At 69.2% G+C, this 16,552-nt stretch carries 30 protein-coding genes; all 30 read right to left on the reverse strand.

The window, feature by feature from the left end; translation table 11 throughout:
* Positions 1 to 9 precede the first annotated feature (9 nt).
* Positions 10 to 339 (reverse strand): hypothetical protein, encoded by a 330-nt coding sequence (locus tag OVA21_RS03915; protein WP_156775996.1) that lies wholly within the window; start codon positions 337 to 339, stop codon positions 10 to 12.
* 65 nt (positions 340 to 404) lie between these two features.
* Positions 405 to 791 carry a hypothetical protein gene (locus OVA21_RS03920; protein WP_268091812.1) on the reverse strand — a complete coding sequence of 129 codons (387 nt, stop codon included), beginning with the start codon at positions 789 to 791 and terminating at the stop codon, positions 405 to 407.
* A gap of 122 nt (positions 792 to 913) precedes the next feature.
* Positions 914 to 1,507 carry a phage tail tube protein gene (locus tag OVA21_RS03925; RefSeq protein ID WP_268091813.1) on the reverse strand — a complete coding sequence of 198 codons (594 nt, stop codon included), beginning with the start codon at positions 1,505 to 1,507 and terminating at the stop codon, positions 914 to 916.
* Between the two features lie 65 nt (positions 1,508 to 1,572).
* Positions 1,573 to 1,956 (reverse strand): hypothetical protein, encoded by a 384-nt coding sequence (locus OVA21_RS03930; protein ID WP_268091814.1) that lies wholly within the window; start codon positions 1,954 to 1,956, stop codon positions 1,573 to 1,575.
* Between the two features lie 3 nt (positions 1,957 to 1,959).
* A complete protein-coding gene (locus OVA21_RS03935; protein ID WP_268091815.1) occupies positions 1,960 to 2,307 on the reverse strand; it encodes a hypothetical protein in 348 nt (115 codons plus the stop codon).
* A complete protein-coding gene (locus OVA21_RS03940) occupies positions 2,304 to 2,570 on the reverse strand; it encodes a hypothetical protein (protein ID WP_069388564.1) in 267 nt (88 codons plus the stop codon). The genes OVA21_RS03935 and OVA21_RS03940 overlap by 4 nt, the downstream gene beginning before the upstream one ends.
* Positions 2,570 to 2,923, reverse strand: coding sequence for a hypothetical protein (locus OVA21_RS03945; protein WP_268091816.1), 354 nt, complete (start codon positions 2,921 to 2,923; stop codon positions 2,570 to 2,572). The genes OVA21_RS03940 and OVA21_RS03945 overlap by 1 nt, the downstream gene beginning before the upstream one ends.
* Positions 2,920 to 3,288 carry a hypothetical protein gene (locus tag OVA21_RS03950; protein ID WP_268091817.1) on the reverse strand — a complete coding sequence of 123 codons (369 nt, stop codon included), beginning with the start codon at positions 3,286 to 3,288 and terminating at the stop codon, positions 2,920 to 2,922. Before OVA21_RS03950 ends, OVA21_RS03945 begins: the two co-directional genes overlap by 4 nt.
* A gap of 69 nt (positions 3,289 to 3,357) precedes the next feature.
* On the reverse strand, positions 3,358 to 3,807 hold the full coding sequence (locus OVA21_RS03955) for a hypothetical protein (RefSeq protein WP_268091818.1): 450 nt from the start codon (positions 3,805 to 3,807) through the stop codon (positions 3,358 to 3,360).
* A gap of 4 nt (positions 3,808 to 3,811) precedes the next feature.
* Positions 3,812 to 4,750: a phage major capsid protein gene (locus OVA21_RS03960; RefSeq protein WP_182657800.1), complete on the reverse strand. Its 939-nt coding sequence runs from the start codon at positions 4,748 to 4,750 to the stop codon at positions 3,812 to 3,814.
* A 22-nt stretch (positions 4,751 to 4,772) separates the two neighbouring features.
* On the reverse strand, positions 4,773 to 5,204 hold the full coding sequence (locus OVA21_RS03965; protein WP_268091819.1) for a hypothetical protein: 432 nt from the start codon (positions 5,202 to 5,204) through the stop codon (positions 4,773 to 4,775).
* Positions 5,204 to 6,598, reverse strand: a complete 1,395-nt coding sequence (locus OVA21_RS03970) for a phage protease (protein ID WP_268091820.1) — start codon at positions 6,596 to 6,598, stop codon at positions 5,204 to 5,206. Before OVA21_RS03970 ends, OVA21_RS03965 begins: the two co-directional genes overlap by 1 nt.
* Positions 6,591 to 7,913 carry a phage portal protein family protein gene (locus OVA21_RS03975; protein WP_268091821.1) on the reverse strand — a complete coding sequence of 441 codons (1,323 nt, stop codon included), beginning with the start codon at positions 7,911 to 7,913 and terminating at the stop codon, positions 6,591 to 6,593. The genes OVA21_RS03970 and OVA21_RS03975 overlap by 8 nt, the downstream gene beginning before the upstream one ends.
* A gap of 18 nt (positions 7,914 to 7,931) precedes the next feature.
* Positions 7,932 to 9,563, reverse strand: a complete 1,632-nt coding sequence (locus OVA21_RS03980; protein WP_268091822.1) for a hypothetical protein — start codon at positions 9,561 to 9,563, stop codon at positions 7,932 to 7,934.
* Positions 9,511 to 9,861 carry a hypothetical protein gene (locus OVA21_RS03985; protein WP_268091823.1) on the reverse strand — a complete coding sequence of 117 codons (351 nt, stop codon included), beginning with the start codon at positions 9,859 to 9,861 and terminating at the stop codon, positions 9,511 to 9,513. Before OVA21_RS03985 ends, OVA21_RS03980 begins: the two co-directional genes overlap by 53 nt.
* A 107-nt stretch (positions 9,862 to 9,968) precedes the next feature.
* Entirely contained in the window at positions 9,969 to 10,337 is a 369-nt protein-coding gene (locus OVA21_RS03990; protein ID WP_268091824.1) for a hypothetical protein, read from the reverse strand.
* The gene (locus tag OVA21_RS03995; RefSeq protein WP_156776000.1) at positions 10,337 to 10,504 is read right to left on the reverse strand and encodes a hypothetical protein; all 168 of its coding nucleotides are present in this window, start codon (positions 10,502 to 10,504) and stop codon (positions 10,337 to 10,339) included. The genes OVA21_RS03990 and OVA21_RS03995 overlap by 1 nt, the downstream gene beginning before the upstream one ends.
* A 249-nt stretch (positions 10,505 to 10,753) precedes the next feature.
* The gene (locus tag OVA21_RS04000) at positions 10,754 to 11,401 is read right to left on the reverse strand and encodes a hypothetical protein (RefSeq protein ID WP_268091825.1); all 648 of its coding nucleotides are present in this window, start codon (positions 11,399 to 11,401) and stop codon (positions 10,754 to 10,756) included.
* A gap of 49 nt (positions 11,402 to 11,450) precedes the next feature.
* The gene (locus tag OVA21_RS04005) at positions 11,451 to 12,770 is read right to left on the reverse strand and encodes an HNH endonuclease (RefSeq protein WP_268091826.1); all 1,320 of its coding nucleotides are present in this window, start codon (positions 12,768 to 12,770) and stop codon (positions 11,451 to 11,453) included.
* Between the two features lie 206 nt (positions 12,771 to 12,976).
* On the reverse strand, positions 12,977 to 13,186 hold the full coding sequence (locus OVA21_RS04010; protein ID WP_268091827.1) for a hypothetical protein: 210 nt from the start codon (positions 13,184 to 13,186) through the stop codon (positions 12,977 to 12,979).
* A 6-nt stretch (positions 13,187 to 13,192) separates the two neighbouring features.
* Complete coding sequence (locus OVA21_RS04015) at positions 13,193 to 13,387, reverse strand: hypothetical protein (protein ID WP_268091828.1); 195 nt, start codon at positions 13,385 to 13,387, stop codon at positions 13,193 to 13,195.
* 172 nt (positions 13,388 to 13,559) lie between these two features.
* Positions 13,560 to 13,832, reverse strand: coding sequence for a hypothetical protein (locus tag OVA21_RS04020; protein WP_268091829.1), 273 nt, complete (start codon positions 13,830 to 13,832; stop codon positions 13,560 to 13,562).
* The gene (locus OVA21_RS04025) at positions 13,829 to 14,107 is read right to left on the reverse strand and encodes a hypothetical protein (RefSeq protein ID WP_268091830.1); all 279 of its coding nucleotides are present in this window, start codon (positions 14,105 to 14,107) and stop codon (positions 13,829 to 13,831) included. Before OVA21_RS04025 ends, OVA21_RS04020 begins: the two co-directional genes overlap by 4 nt.
* Before the next feature lie 172 nt (positions 14,108 to 14,279).
* Entirely contained in the window at positions 14,280 to 14,465 is a 186-nt protein-coding gene (locus OVA21_RS04030) for a hypothetical protein (protein WP_268091831.1), read from the reverse strand.
* Positions 14,462 to 14,908 (reverse strand): hypothetical protein, encoded by a 447-nt coding sequence (locus OVA21_RS04035; protein WP_268091832.1) that lies wholly within the window; start codon positions 14,906 to 14,908, stop codon positions 14,462 to 14,464. The genes OVA21_RS04030 and OVA21_RS04035 overlap by 4 nt, the downstream gene beginning before the upstream one ends.
* Positions 14,905 to 15,102 carry a hypothetical protein gene (locus OVA21_RS04040; protein WP_268091833.1) on the reverse strand — a complete coding sequence of 66 codons (198 nt, stop codon included), beginning with the start codon at positions 15,100 to 15,102 and terminating at the stop codon, positions 14,905 to 14,907. The genes OVA21_RS04035 and OVA21_RS04040 overlap by 4 nt, the downstream gene beginning before the upstream one ends.
* The gene (locus tag OVA21_RS04045; protein WP_268091834.1) at positions 15,095 to 15,910 is read right to left on the reverse strand and encodes a hypothetical protein; all 816 of its coding nucleotides are present in this window, start codon (positions 15,908 to 15,910) and stop codon (positions 15,095 to 15,097) included. The genes OVA21_RS04040 and OVA21_RS04045 overlap by 8 nt, the downstream gene beginning before the upstream one ends.
* The gene (locus OVA21_RS04050; RefSeq protein ID WP_268091835.1) at positions 15,907 to 16,074 is read right to left on the reverse strand and encodes a hypothetical protein; all 168 of its coding nucleotides are present in this window, start codon (positions 16,072 to 16,074) and stop codon (positions 15,907 to 15,909) included. Before OVA21_RS04050 ends, OVA21_RS04045 begins: the two co-directional genes overlap by 4 nt.
* Positions 16,071 to 16,274 carry a hypothetical protein gene (locus OVA21_RS04055; RefSeq protein WP_268091836.1) on the reverse strand — a complete coding sequence of 68 codons (204 nt, stop codon included), beginning with the start codon at positions 16,272 to 16,274 and terminating at the stop codon, positions 16,071 to 16,073. Before OVA21_RS04055 ends, OVA21_RS04050 begins: the two co-directional genes overlap by 4 nt.
* 97 nt (positions 16,275 to 16,371) lie before the next feature.
* Entirely contained in the window at positions 16,372 to 16,548 is a 177-nt protein-coding gene (locus OVA21_RS04060; protein WP_268091838.1) for a hypothetical protein, read from the reverse strand.
* Positions 16,549 to 16,552: the final 4 nt, after the last annotated feature.

Genomic DNA, 16,552 nt, shown 5'->3' on the forward strand with positions numbered 1-16,552 from the left:
ACCCCCTTGCTAGTCGGTTGACACCTTCACGCCCGCCGCCGGGGCATCTCGCCCGGCGCCACCACCGGGGCGTAGCGACCGCAGCACTTCCAGCGCCTTGCTGGCCGATTTGCCGCCGAGGTTGCCGAGCTTCTTCTCGTCCTTCGACCACGGGTACGGACGGAACTTCGGCATCTTCGGCTTCTTGCGCTTCTGCCAGACCAGGCGCTGGTCGATCACCTTGAGCAGGTGGATCTGCTGCCACTGCAGCGCCTCGTTCCACGTCCACAACTGGCCGTCGTTCTGAGCCCGATGCAGCGCCGACGTAGGTGGCAGGCCATTGATCAGAGAGACGAGCATCCGCACGGTGATCTCGCCGCGCCAGAAGGCGGCGACGGGATCACCGAGCGACGGATACTGAGCGATCAGCGCCGATTCGCACGCCTCCGGGTAGCGCGCGAGGACCTCCGGGTAGGGTCCGCCTGCGTATCCGCGTAGGCCTCGAGAGCGGCGTTGATGTGCTTCATCTGGCCGCCGGTGGCACGGAACTTCTCGCCCTGCTCGTCGCCGAGGTACAGGTCAATCAGCGCGGTCCGGAACTCCGAGGAATCGATCTCCCCGTCGTCCAGATCGTCGCGCAGATCCTCCAGGTCGTACTGGAGAGAGTCGTCCGCGAGACGCGGGTCGATGCACCACCACGTCTCACCGAGGGCGATGAACGGGAACCGGTCGGCGCTTCCGACAACCTCCTCACGCTTGGCGAGCATCGCGTCGATGTCGATGGGCTTGTCGGAGAACTTGTCCATGGCCACGGTGGGCCTCCTTCATGTCGGGCTGTCGGGCATGAGGTGGCCCCGGTCGCGCGTGCCCGACAAGGCGCACGACCGGGGCCGTCAGTGGGGCCGCCCGAGGGCGGCCGAATGGGGAGGACGGATCAGGGGGTGGCCGGGGTCGGCAGGTCCCAGCCCTCGAGGAACTTGCGCTTGCAGGACCAGCCCTGCGCCGTGAGGTAGCCCTTGATCGTGATGGGGTACCCGATCAGCGAGCCCTTCGTGTACGTCTGGCCGCCCCGCTCGGAAATGCCGCCGTTGGGGATCTCGATGCGGCGCCGGTACGGGTCGTCGATGACGTCGATCCCGAAGAACACGCGGTGCTTCTTCGGGATGTTGCCGTCGACGAACTCGATCGAGCCGTCCGCGTTGCGGGTCATGTCCGCTTCCTGCTTGCGGAAGTACAGCGCGATAGTGTCGTACGACGTGGTCCACAGGGTGGTCTCCCACGTGATCAGCACGCTGGTGATGTCCTCGCGGACCTCTGCCGTGGCCTGCCACGGGGTGAAGCCCTCGGAGGACTCGTCGACCGACTCGGTGATCCCCTCGTCGGAGATCCAGCCCAGGTCGATGAACTCCTCGGCCCACTCGGCCATCCCGTCGGGGGCGATCGTGCCCAGGGGTGCGTACATCAGCTGCCCGGTCACGCCCATGCGGACCAGTTCGTCGTCGTAGTTGTCGCCAATCGGGGTGCTCATAGCGTTCCTTCCTGAAATGCGTGAAGCCCCCGAGGACTCGGGGGCTTCGTCGGTGGTGGGTCCCGCTACGAGCGGGCGAGGAAACTCACGGCCGCGCCGTAGCGGCGGACGTTCTCGTTCCTGTCGGGGCGGGGTGTCAGGGCCGGACGACGGCTAATCGTCGCGGCGCGCGAGGCCAGCGGCACCGCCAGCCGCTCGCGCACGGCCTGCCCCACGTCCCGGGCCGTGACCTTCTTGGCCGCGTAGACGTCGACGTCGGCGTCCAGGCGGTCGAGGGACAGCCGCCCGTCCCACGACTGGAGCTCCTGGGTAGCCGGCAGCGCGGTCACCTGAATGAACGGGAGCGGACTGTCCGGGCGCATCTCGGGGCCCACCCCGGCCGCCCCCAGCTCATCGAGGACCGGCTTGAAGTGGGCGACGAGCTCGGACTCGATGTCGACGTCAGCCATGGCCTACCGCTTCCGGGGAGCCTTCGCGGCCGGCTGCGCAGAGTCGGCCGCGGCGACCGCGTCGTCCAGGGCCGCCCCATCAGCGTCAGTGTCGGCGGCGGTCTGCGGCCGCTCGGCTTGGGCGGACTCGTCGCCGTCCTTACTCTTGGCCTTCTCCAGCGATGCCGCGCGGGTGTTCATCGACGGCCGGGCCGGAGGTACGTCCTTCTCGCTGACGTACTGCGCCTGCCCGGTGCGGACCGCGGCGCGTGCCTCCCGCGGCCGCAGTTCCTCGGTCTTGCCGACCTTGCTCGGGTCCGAGTGGGCCGCCCACTTGACCTTGATCGTCTCTTCCTTCGTTGCCATGGTCATGCCTCTCTGATTGCGCGCCCCAGGGCGCGGATTCTGGGGGTCGACTCCGAGCCGTACTCCTCGATGGGGGAGTCCGACACGATGTTCACGTAAGCGCGGCCACCGGGCCGGATGCCCGACTTGACCGTGATGCGGGCCTTGCCGCCCTCAGCGTTGGTGATCGCCTGAGCCCGTGCCGCCTTCGCCCGCGCCACCTTCATCAGGTGGGCGCGGACCTGCCGGTTGCGGTTGATCTGGTCGAACATCTTCTTCGACATCGCCATCAGCCGGACACCCTCTCGAGCATCGCCTCGACGTGATGGACCCCGTTCGGCTTCATCGGATGGGGGAACCGCAGGATGTCGCCGATGACCGCGAACACGAGCCCCGAGGGGATGCGGATCCGGTCGATCGGCCGCAGCGGTAGGTCCCTGCCGGGTGGCGAGATGAGCTGCCACCCGGTGACGACCTGCGGCCGCTCCGCCGGCCCCTCGGACGAGCTGAGCGGCTGCACCGACACCATGAAGTCGACCGGCACGGGCTCCGGATCGGACCAGTCCAGGACGTCCGTCCCGAACTCGTCCTCTTCGACCGTCGGCCGCAGGATCGTGATCGTCGTCGTGAACCCCGGCCTCATCCGACCTCATCTCCAAAGTGCCACGACGGGGAGAGCGCACTGGGCGCCCCGAACATGGCCAGATGCCAGTCCAGGAGCCGCAGCGCGCCCGCCGTGGCGACGAGCGTGCCCGAGCCCGCGAGTGCCCCGTTGCGCCACGAGTAGGACTGGTGGCCCCGGTACTCGCCCGGGGCGAGCGCCTCGGCCACCATGTCGACCACGACGATCTTCGCGAGACCCATCTGCTCGGGGTCTGAACGGTCGATCGTCACGTACTGATCCAGTAGCCGCGACGCCGCAACGATCAGAGACCCGGCCCGGTGGGTGTCCACATCCGAGAACGGGCGCTCCACCTCGTACCCGACGTCATGCGCCTCGGCGTACATGCGCGGCTCCTTCCTGTGCCAGCCTCCGGCGCACCACTACGAGGTGATGCGCCGGAGGGGCGCCCGGGGTCACCCGTACAGGGCGATCAGATCGGCGCGAGTGGCGTCGTCCGCCTCGGCGGGGTCGTGCCCCTGGGCGACCGCGTACTCGCGCCAGGCGGCCACGGGGCCGGTCTTGGCCGGCTTCTCGACCGTCTCCTGAGTGGAGTCGTCGGGATTCTGGTCGCCGGCCTCGTCGGCCGGGTTCTGGTCCCCCTGGCCGTCACCGTTGTCGCCGCCTCCGTCGCCGTTGCCCTCGTCGGTCTTCGGCTTCTCCGGGGGCGGCTTCTGCTCGGTCTTGGTCGACTTCGCAGCCGCGCGCTTGATCGGCTCGACGGCCCCGATGCGCAGGAGCCGGGCCTCGTCCGCTCCGGTGATCTCGACGGTGGCCCCCTTGCGGTGCCGGACGAACCGGAACTGCTCGGTGGGCTTGGAGATCACCTGGTCCCACTGGTCAGCGAGGAGCTTGTACTTCGCCATCGGATCAGCCCCCCTGCACGCCGGTGATCCAGCACGCCGCGAGCGGCTGGTCGACGCCCTTGACCCGCTTGCGGGAGGTGTCCGAGCGCCACGACTCGGTCGGGCCGCCGTTGGGTCCACCGCCCTCGGGGTACATGTTCGTCGACTGCAGCACGCGGGTGTCGGAGTAGAACCCGACCGTGCGGCGCTCGACGACCAGGACCCGGTCCAGCGGCCACGAGCGCGACTGCAGCGCAGCCATGCCCATGATCTGGTTGGGGAGCTTGCCGGTGTAGCGGATGTCCTCGGCGGCGAGGGTGTCCTTGTACACGTCGATGAACTTGTCGTTGTCCATCAGGACCGGGGTGATCGAGGCCGGCAGAACGACGGTGTCGGCCACGAACCCCATGGTGTCGTCCCCGTCGGTGTCGCCGGACAGGGACGCCGAGCCGATCTTCTCCATCGCCGCGGCGATGTCGTGACGCGGGTTGCCGGCACCGTCGGTCCAGGCGGCCGACGCGGGGATCTCGGGGATCGCCGAGTTCGACAGCAGGTGACGCAGCGCCCGGTCGTCGTTGCGGATGAACGTGTTGACGAGCTGCGTGATCTGCATCTGCGCCAGATCGAGCCGACCCTCGTCGATCATCTCCTTCGAGACTCGGATGCCGCGCGCGATCTTCTGCGAGACCGCGATCTTGGGCAGGCCGATCGCGCCGGCGGTCACCGGGATCTCGGCGAACTCGGCGACCGGCTCCGGGCCCTCCTCGAGGTACAGCGGCGTGGACTCGTTGTAGGAGACCAGGCCGTTGACGTTGGGGCCCGCGTCGCGCAGCAGCGACTCGGAGAGGAACTGGTTGGCGAGCAGTTCGATGATCTTCGTCGGGACCAGCTTGGGGTTCCCGACGAGATCGTTGATCGTGATGCGGGGACCGTCGTTGACGCTCACCACTCCTGTGGGTGCCATGATGGCGATTCCTTTCTGGGGGTCAGAGGGTCCGGACGAGCCCGGACTGATCGGCCGCCGTGACACCAGCGGGTTCGGTGACGTAGCCGAGGATCCGGCCAGTGGGGGACGCGCCGGCGGGCTTGACCTTGCCGTCGCCAGCGGAGACCACCGCCTCGCCGAACGCGGCGGCCGCGGAGAACACGCACCGCACTTCGATGCCGCCGTAGGCCACGGCCGTGTACTCGGGAACCGAGACAGCCGAGACGAGCGGGTTGCCGAACGCGTCAGCGCTCGAGGCGGAGCTCGGCGGTGAGGCATCGCCGATCGACACACCGAGGACGGTGCCCGAGTCGGCGGCGGCGACACCGACCTTGCCGCCGGTGCGCGCCTCGACGACCTGTCCGCCGCGGACGGTCTCGGTGACGTGGAAGGTCTTGGGGCCGTGCTTGGTGACCATGGGGATCGCGGACATCAGAAGCTCCAGTTCTTGAAGAGGTCGGACTCGGTGACGTCGGCGGAGGCGCCGACCTCGTCGCCGTTGTGGCCGATCTCAGCGACCGGCACCATGTTGTCGGGCAGGGACGCCAGCACGTCGGCCATGCCGGCGTCGTGCTCGATGACCGAGCACCAGTGGTCCTTGCGAGAGGGCGGGATCTTCCCGGCGCGAATGGCGGCATCGACCTTGCCTTCTCGGTCCTGGAGCTCGAGCTTCTTCTGCGCGGCGGCACCCGCCGCGGCCTGAGCCTTGATGCTCTCCAGCGTGGAGGCGTCGACCATGGTGAGACCCTTCTTTTCGGCTGCTGCGCGGATCTGCTCGACCCCCAGAGCGGCGGCGGAGACCGGCGCGGCGTCTTCGCCCTCGCCGGCGGCCGCCGCGGTGGAGGTGTCCACGAGCGCAGTCAGCGCTTCGAGAACATCCTGAGCTGTGGCTTCTTCTCCCAGGCTGAGCAGGCTGAGCAGCTCCGCGGCCTGGGTGTCGTCGAATTCCATCGACGTTCCTTCCTCTTCGGTATCACCGACCGCGGCGGCCGGAGCGTTGGGGCGGGACTCCTCACGGGAGGCCCACGCAATGGCGGGGGTCCGGCCGGACGCTGCGACGTACTCGCGCTTGACCAACTCGGCTTCCCCCCACGTGATGCCGGTGTCGGCGGCGGTGAACGGGACCCGGTACAGGTCCCCGGTCTCGTCGTCGACCGCAATGACTTCGCCCGGGTCGACGTAGATCTCTTCGATCCACCACCAGTTATCGGCGGCGGGTCCCTCGTAGAAGCTGCGCCGCACGTCCTCCACCGACTGCGACGCGGCGACCTTGATCGCCTGTGGCATGGGGGTTCCTTCCCTCGTGACCGGCATGGTGAACTCCGCCCCGGTCGGATCGGCGGATTCTGCGGCGGACACCCCGTACAGGGCCGCGATGTCCTGGAGACTGCCGAGCGTGCCGACGCCCGGCGCCGTCACTCCCAGCAGGGCTACGGCGGTCAGGACGAACGGGTGCTCGCGTCCGGTCTGATCGGTGAACCCGTACTGGCCCTCGATGGACCGGTCGGGGAACGCGGACGCCAGGACCGTGGCCAGCCACTCGGGGACGCCCTTGTAGTCGCCGACGAGAGTCGACCCGTCATCGGAGACCCGCATGTTGTCGACCCACCCGACCGCAGGTTCGCCGTCGAACCGCGAGTCACTGTGGCCCAGCTTGAGCACCGGCCGGCGGATCGCCGGGGAGTCGAGCGCGGACACCGCGGCGTACAGGTCGTCGGAGGTGACCGTCCACATCCCCGTCGAGATCGGCCACGTGCCGACCTTGATCAGCTCGACGTTCGGGATCGTCTTGAGCACCGGCCGCGGTGGCACCACCACCTCAACCATCGCCGCCACCCCCGTCCGTCTCGCTCGCCCCGGACCGAGAGCCCGGGTCGGGTGCGCCGAGCGCCCGGCGCAGCCACACCTCAAGGTCGTCGTCGACCGTGATCGCGCCCGAGTCGATGAGCGTGCGGACCGCCTGAGCGACCGCCATGTCGGTAGAGCCGATCGTGTCGAACGTCAGCGTCGGGGCGAGTACGTCGGTGCCGAACTGCCAGTCGACGAGATCGTCGATCACGTGCTGGTTCGTCGTGTCGGCGACCATCTGGGCGATCGCGTTCAGCGACGTGATGAACAGGTCCGCCTGCGTGGAGGCCAGCGCGTACGAGCCTCCCTTGCCGTCGAGGTTCAGGAAGTGCGCGAGCGCGGTGCGGGCGATCTGCGCGTCGTGGTACTCGATGACGGTCCTCGCCGGGACCAGCATGCCGTTCACACCCTTGAGGTCCAGCTTGGCACCGAACGGCAGTCCCGCACCGGCGGAGTCGCCTGCGCGGTACTCGTTGGCCATCTTGCGGCCCTTGGCGATGTCCTCGGAGCTCGCCCCGTCGGGTGCGGTGTAAACCGGAACGCCGACACCGTTGCGGCGCACCGAGATCGCCTCGATGCGCAACAGCTGGTCCTTGAGGAGCCAGTGCTTGTAGGCGCCCCGTAGGAGCGAGGTGCCAGCCCAGTCCGCTCCCTCCCGCTCGTTGACGTACGCGACCAGGCGGTCGACCGGGATGAACCGCCGGCCGCCGTCGCGGGCCTTGACGGTCCGGCCCGCAGGGGATGCCTGCTCGATGCCGACCAGGCCGCCGTCGTCGGCGACCTTGATGTCGGTCAGCGTGGACGGCATCCGGGGGGCCAGCTTGCGCAGCTCGACGTCCCCGGTGACCGGGTCAACGGTGACGACCTGCTCGAAGAACATGTGTCCCAGCGGCAGCGACAGCAGCGCCAGCCGCAGATGCTCGGTCCACGAGAACCGCGACTTCCGGCGCCGGGGGGCCGGGTTGTCGCCCGTGGTGAGCGGTAGCCCGAGCTGCTCCGCGACATACGCGGCCACCTCGGGTTCGGCGTCGCCCGGGTCGATCCGCCACTTCGTGGACCGGATCGGCAGCGTGACGGCCTTGAGCACCGAGATCGTCTGAGCATCCGCCCGGCGCATCCGGTTGAACACCGTGACCGACTGGGGCCACCGCAGCTCGGGGACTTCCTCAATGTCGGCGTCGATGGACCAGTAGCTGCCCGGGCCCGTCAGCATCGGCGACTGGGCCGACACCACGTACCCGACCTCGCCCACGGGCGCCGCAGCGGGCGCGGCGGCCTTCACAGTCTCGGTCATCAGCGCCCCCTTCCTCGTCTAGAAATTCGCGGTCATGAAGTCGATCCCCTCGCCCGGACCCGACGGCGAGTCCGCCGACGTCGGAACATGCTCGGGCGCCGGCGGCGGCGCATCGGCCGCGACGTCGAACTTGTCCAGCCCCCAGGCCGCGTTCGTCAGCACGATCAGCGGAGAGATGTCGTCGTTCTTCAGCCGCTCCCACGCCGCCCCGCCGGACTGCCCCACGTCGCGCAGCTGCGCGTGTTCGAGCAGCGGCGCAACGCGCGGGTCGCCGTCGTGGGTGAGCGTCTGGTTGTCGACCGCCTGGAGGAACCCGTTGGTCGCCTCGGAGAGCTGACCGGACTTGACGAACTCCGGCTCGATCTCCAGATCGGTGAGCGGCTTGGTCAGCAGGTCCTTGGCGATGCTCTTGTCGTCGAGCACGACCGCGACCGGATCGTTGGCGGCCACGGCCGCCGCGACCTTCGCCGCGATCTCGGTGGGCGAGCCCGGGCCGCGGTAGCCGATCTGCACGTGCTTGCCGGTCGCGGTGCGTACCGCCGCGCCGATCGTCCACCGCCGCGACTTGCGCATCGCCGGGTCGCGGATCGGTTCGCACTCCACCGCCAGGCAGACCGCGCCGGTCGCGACCGCGGCGAGGTCCTTGAGGGCGCTCCACGCGTCGGGGTCGATCACCGGGGGCAGGTCCTCCGGGCCCTCCGTCGGCCAGTCGCCGATCCCGAGGTATTCGCAGGCGAACGACTTCCGGCCCGCCTCAGTCTTGCGGAACGTGCGCCACTCCGCGCCGAGCTTGGCGTCGGTCTGGATCACTCCGTAGGACGGATTGGCCTGCCTCCACGTGGACGGCTGGTCGAGCTGGACATCATCCGGCGCCCGCCACTCCGCGTAAAAAAGCCGGTCCTCGCGTTCTCGGCCTCGAGCGCGCACCGACGCCAACTGCATCCCGTTCGGGTGCTGATCAGCGTTGACCGCGCTCGAGGTGTAGATCTTCTGCGGATCGGCGGCCGCCATCTGCGTCGGCGACAGCGCGGCGAGGTCAGCGAGGTCCAGGTCGTACGCTTCGTCGTAGATCGTCAGGTCGATCCGGTCCAAGCCGCGGGCCGCGTTCGGCGATCGCGTGGTGAACACGACTTGCGCCCCGGTCTTGAGGACGATCGTGCCGCGACCCTGCGAGCAGGTCTTCGACTCGACCAGTGCGAGGAGGTCACCGTGCGCTTGCACCATGTTCCAGGTGCGCTTCCACAGCGACTTCGCGGTCTCCCACTGCTGCGCCGAGAAGATGATCTGCTCGCCGAGCTTGAACATGCGGTAGATGACCAGCAGCGACAGGATCAGCGACTTGCCGTTCTGCCGCGGGACGATCAGACAGCACTCCGGATGGGTCCACGTGCCGTCGGGTTCCTTGGCCATGATCTTCTCGATCGACCATGTCTGCCACGGCATCGTGCGGACCTTCATCCGGCGCGCGAGGGTGACGACCTTCTCGCCGAGCTCCCAGAGCCCGATCTGGAACGACTGCTCGAACGGCGTCTGCCGGCCGGTGAGTTTGGGGAACTCTTCCGCGATGATCTCGGCGAACCGGGCGTCGATGTCCTCGTCAGAGGTCGTCGAGGATGTTGCCGATCTTGGCGCCGAAGCTACTGCCTCCATCACGCCTCCTCCGGATCTCCGCGAGCGTCTGCCTGAACACCGTCGTGAGCTGACGGGCCTCCTGCATCACCGAGTCGACCCGGACCTCCAGCACCGTTCCGGTGCGCCCCTCGGTCAGCTGCGCCCACAAGTCGGTGTCGCCGCGCAGGATCGCGTCGAGCTGGTCGAGGCGATCCTTCGTTCGGCCGGCCTCTTCGATCAGCGCCACCAGGTCCGCCGGGTCGTCGTCCTCGGCCAGCGCCGCGCGCAGTCGATCGCCGCCCGACCGTTCGTCGGCGGCCCGGTCCTCGTCGGCCACCGCCGCCACCTCCTGCACGTGAGTTTCGAGCCCGGCAAAAACTCCTGACTGGCACCGGCGCAGGGAGTCAGGAGGGCGGGGGTCCGGATATTTTCGGGGTGGGGGTCCTATCCCCAGTACAGGACGTGGGCGCGCGGCTCCGGCGGCCCGGTCAGCTCGACCATGGCCACCGCGGGAGCGCCAGCCGGGGGCGGCCACACTCCGGTCACTGCCGGGCGGAGCTCGTCCTTCGATCCGTCCCCACGCTGACGGTTGCAGGTAGAGTGCATCAGCCGGTCAGCCTTGCGGCCGCCGCGGCTGCGGGCCTCCGAGTGGTCGCCCTCCAGGGTCTTGCCATCGAAGTTGCGAGCTGGATCCTTGAACATCGGACGCTCACACCACCAGCACGCGGTTCCTTCCACGTGACGACGACGCAGGCTCTCGACGTCCTGCTGGTGCCTCCACCCGAGACCGCGCTCGGTCGTCGAGCCTGACATCAGGTGAGCCGGTCGAGGATCTGTGCCTTCGCGAGGTCCAGCATCCCGAGCATCGTCGTCGCGGCCAGGTCGTCGTCCGCCTCGACGAGGACGTACTCGGTGCCGCCGTCGGTCGAGAGGGTGATCGTCAACGCTGCGAGATGCAGCCCGTCGGGTGCGGCGTCCATGAGGGCCTCCCGGTGGTTGAGCCCGGCCGTGCGCCACGCGGGGGATGCGCGCCCTCGCATCGAAGCGGGGCCAGTTGGGAGATGCGCGCGGGCGGCTACGGCCGGGAGACTAGATCCACGCTCGATGCCGCGGCGTGGGCTCACGGGTTCCGCACGCCGACCACAGGGCGGGAACGACGAAGCGCGGCGGTCCAGTGGACCCACCGCGCTCGCAAGGCGAAGCCTAGCACGTCGTGCTGGACAAGCCAGTCACATCTTCCGTTTCGCGTGTCGCACGTGATCGAGCACCTCGCTCACCGCGTACATGCGGCAGCGAGGCGGCCCGTACACCGACACCTTCCCTCGCTGGCCCCACTTGCGGATCTGCTCGGCCGTCGGCTGGTGCTGGCCTTCGGTGTACTCGTCGACCAGCTGCGCGCACATCTCGGCCGACACCTGCGCAGTCGCGAGCCCCTGGGCGCGCTCGGCGGTGGAGTACTCGTCCAGGCGCCGAGCCGGCGGCGGGGTAGTGATCCCGAGGATCGTGGCGGCCCACGTGCCGATCTCATCCGCGCAGTCCTGGCCCCATGGCTGCTGGGCGATCCGGTGGGCATGGACCCGGAGGTGGAGTGCGAGGGACCGGTCGTCGTCGTGATCGGGGAGATGCACGCCGGTGTTGTCGCGCAGGTTCTCGGCCCACAGCTTCAGGCAGGTGTGGATCTCGAGGGACGCGGACAGGGCGGTCAGGTTGAGGGGCGGCCGGGAGTCGGGCACCCGCGGGTTGCGGGCAGACCTGCCACCGGGCGGGCTGGTCTCCCGGCGAGCGATGCGCAGCAGCTCGGCGGACGAGTCGGCGATGATCTTGCAGTCGGTCGCCAGCGTGCGCACGGTGTGCCGGTCGAGGAACGTCTCGGTCACGAAGTCTCCTGGGATGCGGGGTCGGACGGGTCGAGCAGGATCAGCGGCATCAGCCCGCCTCGCTCTCGGTCTTGCACTTGCGGCAGGGCTCCGGCAGACCATGGCGATCACAGTCCGAGCCCTCTACCAACAGCGGAGGCCCGGCATGGCCGTAGTAGGGAGATCCCCACCTGCCAGCCACCTCCACCTCCGGACAGGCCCCAGCAGACGGGACACCTTCACCAGCGGCCGCAGGACGACCACCACCACGACCACGCCGCCGCCGCTTCCTGGAACCGGACGGCTTACCCGAACCCTGGCCCTCGCCCTGGCCCTTCCCCACACCCCTACCCACTCCCTGCCCTGACCCTGCCCGGCCCGGGTGCGCGCGCGTCGCGCGTACGGGGACACAATCTTCTTCGGGTTCTGGGTGGGTTACCCGATGGGTTTGTGATCGGGTCGGTGGCGGGTCGGCTGGTCGTTCGGCGGCGGGTACACGCGGCCCCTGTGCGTCCTGCGGTCCGTTGTCGACGGCGCCGGGCGTCCCGGTCACGGCGGCCTCGTGTGGCGATCCCTGGGGTTCTGCGGCGCGGTGCGGCGACCGGGTGTGGCCTGCGGCGCGGTGCGGCGATCCGGTGGGGTCAGCGGTCACGTGGGGGCGTCGTGCCGGGCCTGCGGCCGGCGGCGTCTGGTCGGGTCCAGCGGAGGACGGGCGGGTGGGGCCTGCGGGCGTGCCCGGCGTACGGCCGGCGCTGTGGGCAGGGGGCGGGGCCAGGGTCATCCCGGCTTGGGCGGGGGTGCGTTGTCCCTTGCGGCGGTTGCAGTCCCCGCATGCGAGGACGACGTTCTCCGGGCCTGCGGCCTTGGTGGGGTCGACGTGGTCGAGGTGCGCCTTCTTGGCTCCGCGGTGGTCGTACTTCTTGAGTTCGCATCCGCAGTACCGGCATGCCGCGACCGTCGGATCGGACGGGTCGAGGCAGTCGCGCGCCCACACCTGGGCATGCAGCTTGGAGTCCTTGAGTTCGCGCCGCTTGCGGCGGGTGGTCTTCACCTGGTCGGCCCGGTCGTAGCCGAGGTCCCACCAGTCGTGGAAGATCCAGCCCTTCTCCGGCGGCTGTTCGCAGCGTGGGCAGTCGTGGCCGGGCTCGTGCCATAGGCCAACCCCGACGAGGATGCCGGCGAGCTCGATCGCCAGTCCAGCGTCCGGCAGGAGCCGGGCGATCTGGGAGCGAGTCACCATTCCGTCGGACAGGGTTGCTTGGCAGTCGGCGCCGGCCATGGTCCACAGGAACCCGGCCGCGGGGCCGCGGAGGTCACCGTCCAGAACGGAGTCGGCCAGGTCCCGGTGCTTCTGGGAGTTGGGGAGCTGGTCGTCGATCTGGAAGAACACGGGTGGCCTCTCGGGTCAGGGGTACGCAGGACGGGACAGGGGTCGGGTGGTGGCGAGCGCGGGAGCGGGCGACGGGTCATGAAGGCTCCCTCGGGGTGGTCTTGCCGTGACGCTCGTCGTGGTCCGGGCGTAGGCAGACGTGGGGCCGATCAGTGCGCATCACGCACGGATCCGGGTCCGGGTATGGGCGGACGGTCTGGCGCTCGTCATTCGTCATCGCTGCGCGCCTTGCGCGTGTTGACGCAATCCGTGAACCCGGCCACGAACACAGCTATGCCGAGAACGACCAGCGCCACGTACCAGCCGAGGTTGGAGGCAGCGAAGAACGCGGTCACCAGGTACGTGCCCAGGACGGTCTTGACGAGGATGTCGCCGCGCCGCTTCTGGGCGGCGGTCGGAGCGCGTTGGTCACTCATCGCCCGTCACCCGTCGTAGTCCGCGGCGATATGCACGGCCGTGGTCATTGGGGCGTTGTCTCGCCAGACGACTCCCGTTTCGACGCTGACGGCCCTGGTGTCGCGCCATTCGCCGAGTTCCTCGTCCAGCACCAGGACGTCGAGGTCTCCATGCTCATCCGCAGCGTTGTGAAGGGCTGCTATGAGTTCGCTGATCTTCATGCCTTCTCCTTGGGTGTTGGTCGGGCGTGCCGCTGCTCGTGATCCGGCCTCAGGCACACGCTTGGACGGTCGGGGCGGACTACACACTCGTCGGGGTGGAGTTGCCGGAGCTCTGGCGGGAAAGTGGCAGGATCCGCCGGCCCGGGGATGTAGCCGCCTTGGGCGAACTCCGTCACGTTGTCTCCTTGGGGGTTGGTCGGCCGTGCCGCTGATCGTGGTCGGGGCGTAGGCAGACGTGCGGGTGCTGGGGGCGCATGACGCACGGGTCCGGGTCGGGGTGCGGGCGGGCTGCGGGCGGCCACTGACGGACACCTGTGCCGCCTTCCCTGAATGTGATGGTCACAAAGTCGGTGGCCCACTTCGCGTTGTGCTCGCCGTCGTGCCCCTCGTCGAGGAAGCACTTGTCCGGGCCGAGCCACCACGTGCAGCTCCCCATCCCGCTCATCGCTGTCCCCATTCGTAGCCGCAGCTGGTGCAGGTGCGGATGACGTCGTACGGCCGTTCGTCCCAGCGGTCGTAGATGTCGGGGTCGACCCACTCGCGGACCACGCCGCCGCCGAACCTGAGCACCTGGTGCACGGTGCCGTCGGACGGCTGGACGATCCGCGGGGCGGCCGGGTTCGGGACGCGCATCGGGTGCACGTCGCAGACGTGGCAGTGGGGGCACATGGCGCCGGCGGTGAACGGGCCACCGTCACGCTGACGATCCGGCGCGCTCACGGCGCGTACTCCAGGAGAGCGACCCCGACCACGAAGAACACGCCGAGCAGCGGTGCAACGATCCAGAAGCGCTTCGTGGACAGTTCGCCGTCGAACCTTTGAGCCATGAGGATGACGGTTAGGGAGACAGCCACCACCAGGGCGGCTCGTCCCGCACCGGTGATTGACGCGGTCACTGGACTGCCCCTCTGTCGTCCCACTCCGGGGTGGCGTGCTGGACGGTCCAGTCGGCCAGCCCGCCGTCGGTGGTGGCGGCTTGGTTGAGGGCGTGGGCGCGGCCCTGCGCGTGATCCCGGCGGGTGGTGACGAGGACAGTGCGGCGGCGGGACGGCGAATGCACCCGATACACGTCGGTCACAGGACGGCCCTCCCGTCACCCTCGGCGGGGTCCATGGCGTAGACGTCGAGGTCGTCGCGGGCGATCCGGTCGAGGAACCCCTGCACGCCTTCGAGGGCCACGACGTCCACCAACGATCTGCGATAGTCTCGGCAGCTGATTCGGTCCCCGATCCGCTGCACCTTGCGAGCGAAGTAGGCGGCAGTCTCTCGGACGGTGTGCTCGCTCTGCCGGCCCTCGCGTAGTGGCGCGGGGGCGAGGAGGCCAGCCTCGGCTAGGGCGAGTGCCATGTGGCGAATGCCGAGGCTCATCGCGTACTTGCGATCCCCGCCGGAGATTCCGAGGCGCGCCCCGCAGGAGCATTCGCACCAGGCGACGCCCGCAGTTCCGCCACGCGGCCCGCCGAGTTGATGCGCGGCCAGCACCCGCGCCGCTTGTTCGATCGCGTGCTTCATGCCGGTCACCGCGTGGCCTCCTCGAACCCGAGGGGGTTACCCTTCTGGTCCCAAACGGCCCGGCAGGACTGGCACTGCAACACGAACTCGTTGGCCTCGCCTGAGACGCTCATCATCGTCATGGCCACCCGGCCGTCACACTCGGGCTGCGGGCAGTCGTATGTGGTCTCAAGGGCCGCGATAATCCGGTTCGCGTCACTCATCACTGGTCGCCTCCGAGGGGAACAGCATCCCGGCCCGCACGACACGCTCGAGCACGCCGCGCATCTGGTCGGTGACCATCTCGTCGCCGTACAGGATGTCGGCGAGGGCATCCGTCTGCTCCTCGACCGGGTCGGCGGTCTGCTCAGCCTCGATGCCCAGCAGGTTGCACACCTCCCGGGTCTGCGCATGGGCAGTAGCGGCCCACATGCCGTCGGGGTCCGACATTGGCAGCGTGTCCCGGATCGTCTTCTTGATGTCGGCGCGTGTCACGGCGGACTTGCGTGCCTTCACCGCTTCGGCGACGATCTCGGCGCGGAAGGTGGCGAACTGGTCCGCGATCTCCTCACGTTCCTGTTCGGCGCGGACGGCCCGGTCGACCATCTCGCCCTTCTTCCGCAACGCCTCATCACGCTCACGACGCCAGCGGGCCGCCTCCGTGCCCATCGGGTGCCCTGGCTTGGGGTGGTGCGCGTTCAGGTGGGCCAGCGCCGCCGTGCGGTACGCGGCTGCGCCCTCGCCACGCTCGTGGGTCGTGATCTCGCCCAGTACGTTGGGCAGGCTCGGCAGGTCGTCGCGGGTCCACTGCCCGCCGGCGGCCGTGGGGTTGGCGAGGGTGGCGCGGAGCCGCGCAAGGTCAGCGAGAGTCCACCCCTGACGGCCAGGGGCGAGGGCGTCAGCCAGTGCGGACCGCTGCTCGTGGGACAGGCGCGCCCAGATCGACGCGATCCCCTCAGGGTGGTCGACGGTGATGCCGAGCTGGCCAACCTGGATCTCGGCCCCGTTGTCGGCGGTGATCTTCGTGCTCATGGTCGGAGAACCCTTCCGGTCTGGTAATTCCACGTGCGGTTCATGTGGTCGCGCTCCCGGTTGAGCTTCTGCTCGGCGATGCGGAGAGCTCGGGTGGCGCGGAGGTAGCGGACGACCGCCACCACGGCGGCGGCTGCGGCGCCGAGGACAACGAGTACGGTCATGCCGCCACCTCGCCGATGACGTCGATCTCGGCAGACGTCGACAGGCGGCGGTGCCAGACACCGCCCACCATCAGCGAGTACGACCCGGTGTGCCGGCAGTAGTCGTCGAGCCGCCCACAGACGCGCTTGCCGGCGGCGTAGAAGGCGACGGACCGGCCGATGTGGTCGACGGTGAGGTGACAGGCCAGGATGCTGTTCATCGGAGAGCCCCGTTCGTCCAGGCTTGCTGGGCGAGGTGCCGCATGGTGGCCCAGCCGGACCACGCGGGCAGGTACGGGATGTGGGAGAGCCAGTGCGTCATGCCGGTTCCTTCCGTGCGGTGGTCGCGTCTGCGGCGTTCTGGAGGCGGTTGCGGATCTCGTCCCGGACCGCCGGCAGGAGTGGGGAGTCGGGACCGAGGGCGGTGATCGCGTCGATCAGGTCGATGTCGCTCATGTCGGCCGCGGCTTTCGCGCACGCCTTCATGGCGCCCATGGCG

The organism is Dietzia sp. SL131 (assembly GCF_026672565.1).
In the GTDB taxonomy this organism is placed as follows: Bacteria; Actinomycetota; Actinomycetes; order Mycobacteriales; family Mycobacteriaceae; genus Dietzia; species Dietzia kunjamensis.

What these genes read in the sequence shown, in the direction of transcription:
- OVA21_RS03950 (WP_268091817.1), bottom strand. Translation starts at nt 3,288, where the DNA reads ATGTACGCCGAGGCGCATGACGTCGGGTACGAGGTGGAGCGCCCGTTC.
- OVA21_RS03925 (WP_268091813.1), bottom strand. Translation starts at nt 1,507, where the DNA reads ATGAGCACCCCGATTGGCGACAACTACGACGACGAACTGGTCCGCATG.
- OVA21_RS03975 (WP_268091821.1), bottom strand. Translation starts at nt 7,913, where the DNA reads ATGACCGAGACTGTGAAGGCCGCCGCGCCCGCTGCGGCGCCCGTGGGC.
- OVA21_RS03995 (WP_156776000.1), bottom strand. Translation starts at nt 10,504, where the DNA reads ATGGACGCCGCACCCGACGGGCTGCATCTCGCAGCGTTGACGATCACC.
- OVA21_RS03960 (WP_182657800.1), bottom strand. Translation starts at nt 4,750, where the DNA reads ATGGCACCCACAGGAGTGGTGAGCGTCAACGACGGTCCCCGCATCACG.
- OVA21_RS03935 (WP_268091815.1), bottom strand. Translation starts at nt 2,307, where the DNA reads ATGACCATGGCAACGAAGGAAGAGACGATCAAGGTCAAGTGGGCGGCC.
- OVA21_RS03915 (WP_156775996.1), bottom strand. Translation starts at nt 339, where the DNA reads ATGCTCGTCTCTCTGATCAATGGCCTGCCACCTACGTCGGCGCTGCAT.
- OVA21_RS04020 (WP_268091829.1), bottom strand. Translation starts at nt 13,832, where the DNA reads ATGAGCGGGATGGGGAGCTGCACGTGGTGGCTCGGCCCGGACAAGTGC.
- OVA21_RS03930 (WP_268091814.1), bottom strand. Translation starts at nt 1,956, where the DNA reads ATGGCTGACGTCGACATCGAGTCCGAGCTCGTCGCCCACTTCAAGCCG.
- OVA21_RS04055 (WP_268091836.1), bottom strand. Translation starts at nt 16,274, where the DNA reads ATGAACAGCATCCTGGCCTGTCACCTCACCGTCGACCACATCGGCCGG.
- OVA21_RS04040 (WP_268091833.1), bottom strand. Translation starts at nt 15,102, where the DNA reads ATGAGTGACGCGAACCGGATTATCGCGGCCCTTGAGACCACATACGAC.
- OVA21_RS03965 (WP_268091819.1), bottom strand. Translation starts at nt 5,204, where the DNA reads ATGTCCGCGATCCCCATGGTCACCAAGCACGGCCCCAAGACCTTCCAC.
- OVA21_RS04045 (WP_268091834.1), bottom strand. Translation starts at nt 15,910, where the DNA reads ATGAGCACGAAGATCACCGCCGACAACGGGGCCGAGATCCAGGTTGGC.
- OVA21_RS03970 (WP_268091820.1), bottom strand. Translation starts at nt 6,598, where the DNA reads ATGGTTGAGGTGGTGGTGCCACCGCGGCCGGTGCTCAAGACGATCCCG.
- OVA21_RS04015 (WP_268091828.1), bottom strand. Translation starts at nt 13,387, where the DNA reads ATGAAGATCAGCGAACTCATAGCAGCCCTTCACAACGCTGCGGATGAG.
- OVA21_RS03980 (WP_268091822.1), bottom strand. Translation starts at nt 9,563, where the DNA reads ATGGAGGCAGTAGCTTCGGCGCCAAGATCGGCAACATCCTCGACGACC.
- OVA21_RS04010 (WP_268091827.1), bottom strand. Translation starts at nt 13,186, where the DNA reads ATGAGTGACCAACGCGCTCCGACCGCCGCCCAGAAGCGGCGCGGCGAC.
- OVA21_RS03955 (WP_268091818.1), bottom strand. Translation starts at nt 3,807, where the DNA reads ATGGCGAAGTACAAGCTCCTCGCTGACCAGTGGGACCAGGTGATCTCC.
- OVA21_RS03990 (WP_268091824.1), bottom strand. Translation starts at nt 10,337, where the DNA reads ATGTCAGGCTCGACGACCGAGCGCGGTCTCGGGTGGAGGCACCAGCAG.
- OVA21_RS04050 (WP_268091835.1), bottom strand. Translation starts at nt 16,074, where the DNA reads ATGACCGTACTCGTTGTCCTCGGCGCCGCAGCCGCCGCCGTGGTGGCG.
- OVA21_RS04060 (WP_268091838.1), bottom strand. Translation starts at nt 16,548, where the DNA reads ATGGGCGCCATGAAGGCGTGCGCGAAAGCCGCGGCCGACATGAGCGAC.
- OVA21_RS03945 (WP_268091816.1), bottom strand. Translation starts at nt 2,923, where the DNA reads ATGAGGCCGGGGTTCACGACGACGATCACGATCCTGCGGCCGACGGTC.
- OVA21_RS03940 (WP_069388564.1), bottom strand. Translation starts at nt 2,570, where the DNA reads ATGGCGATGTCGAAGAAGATGTTCGACCAGATCAACCGCAACCGGCAG.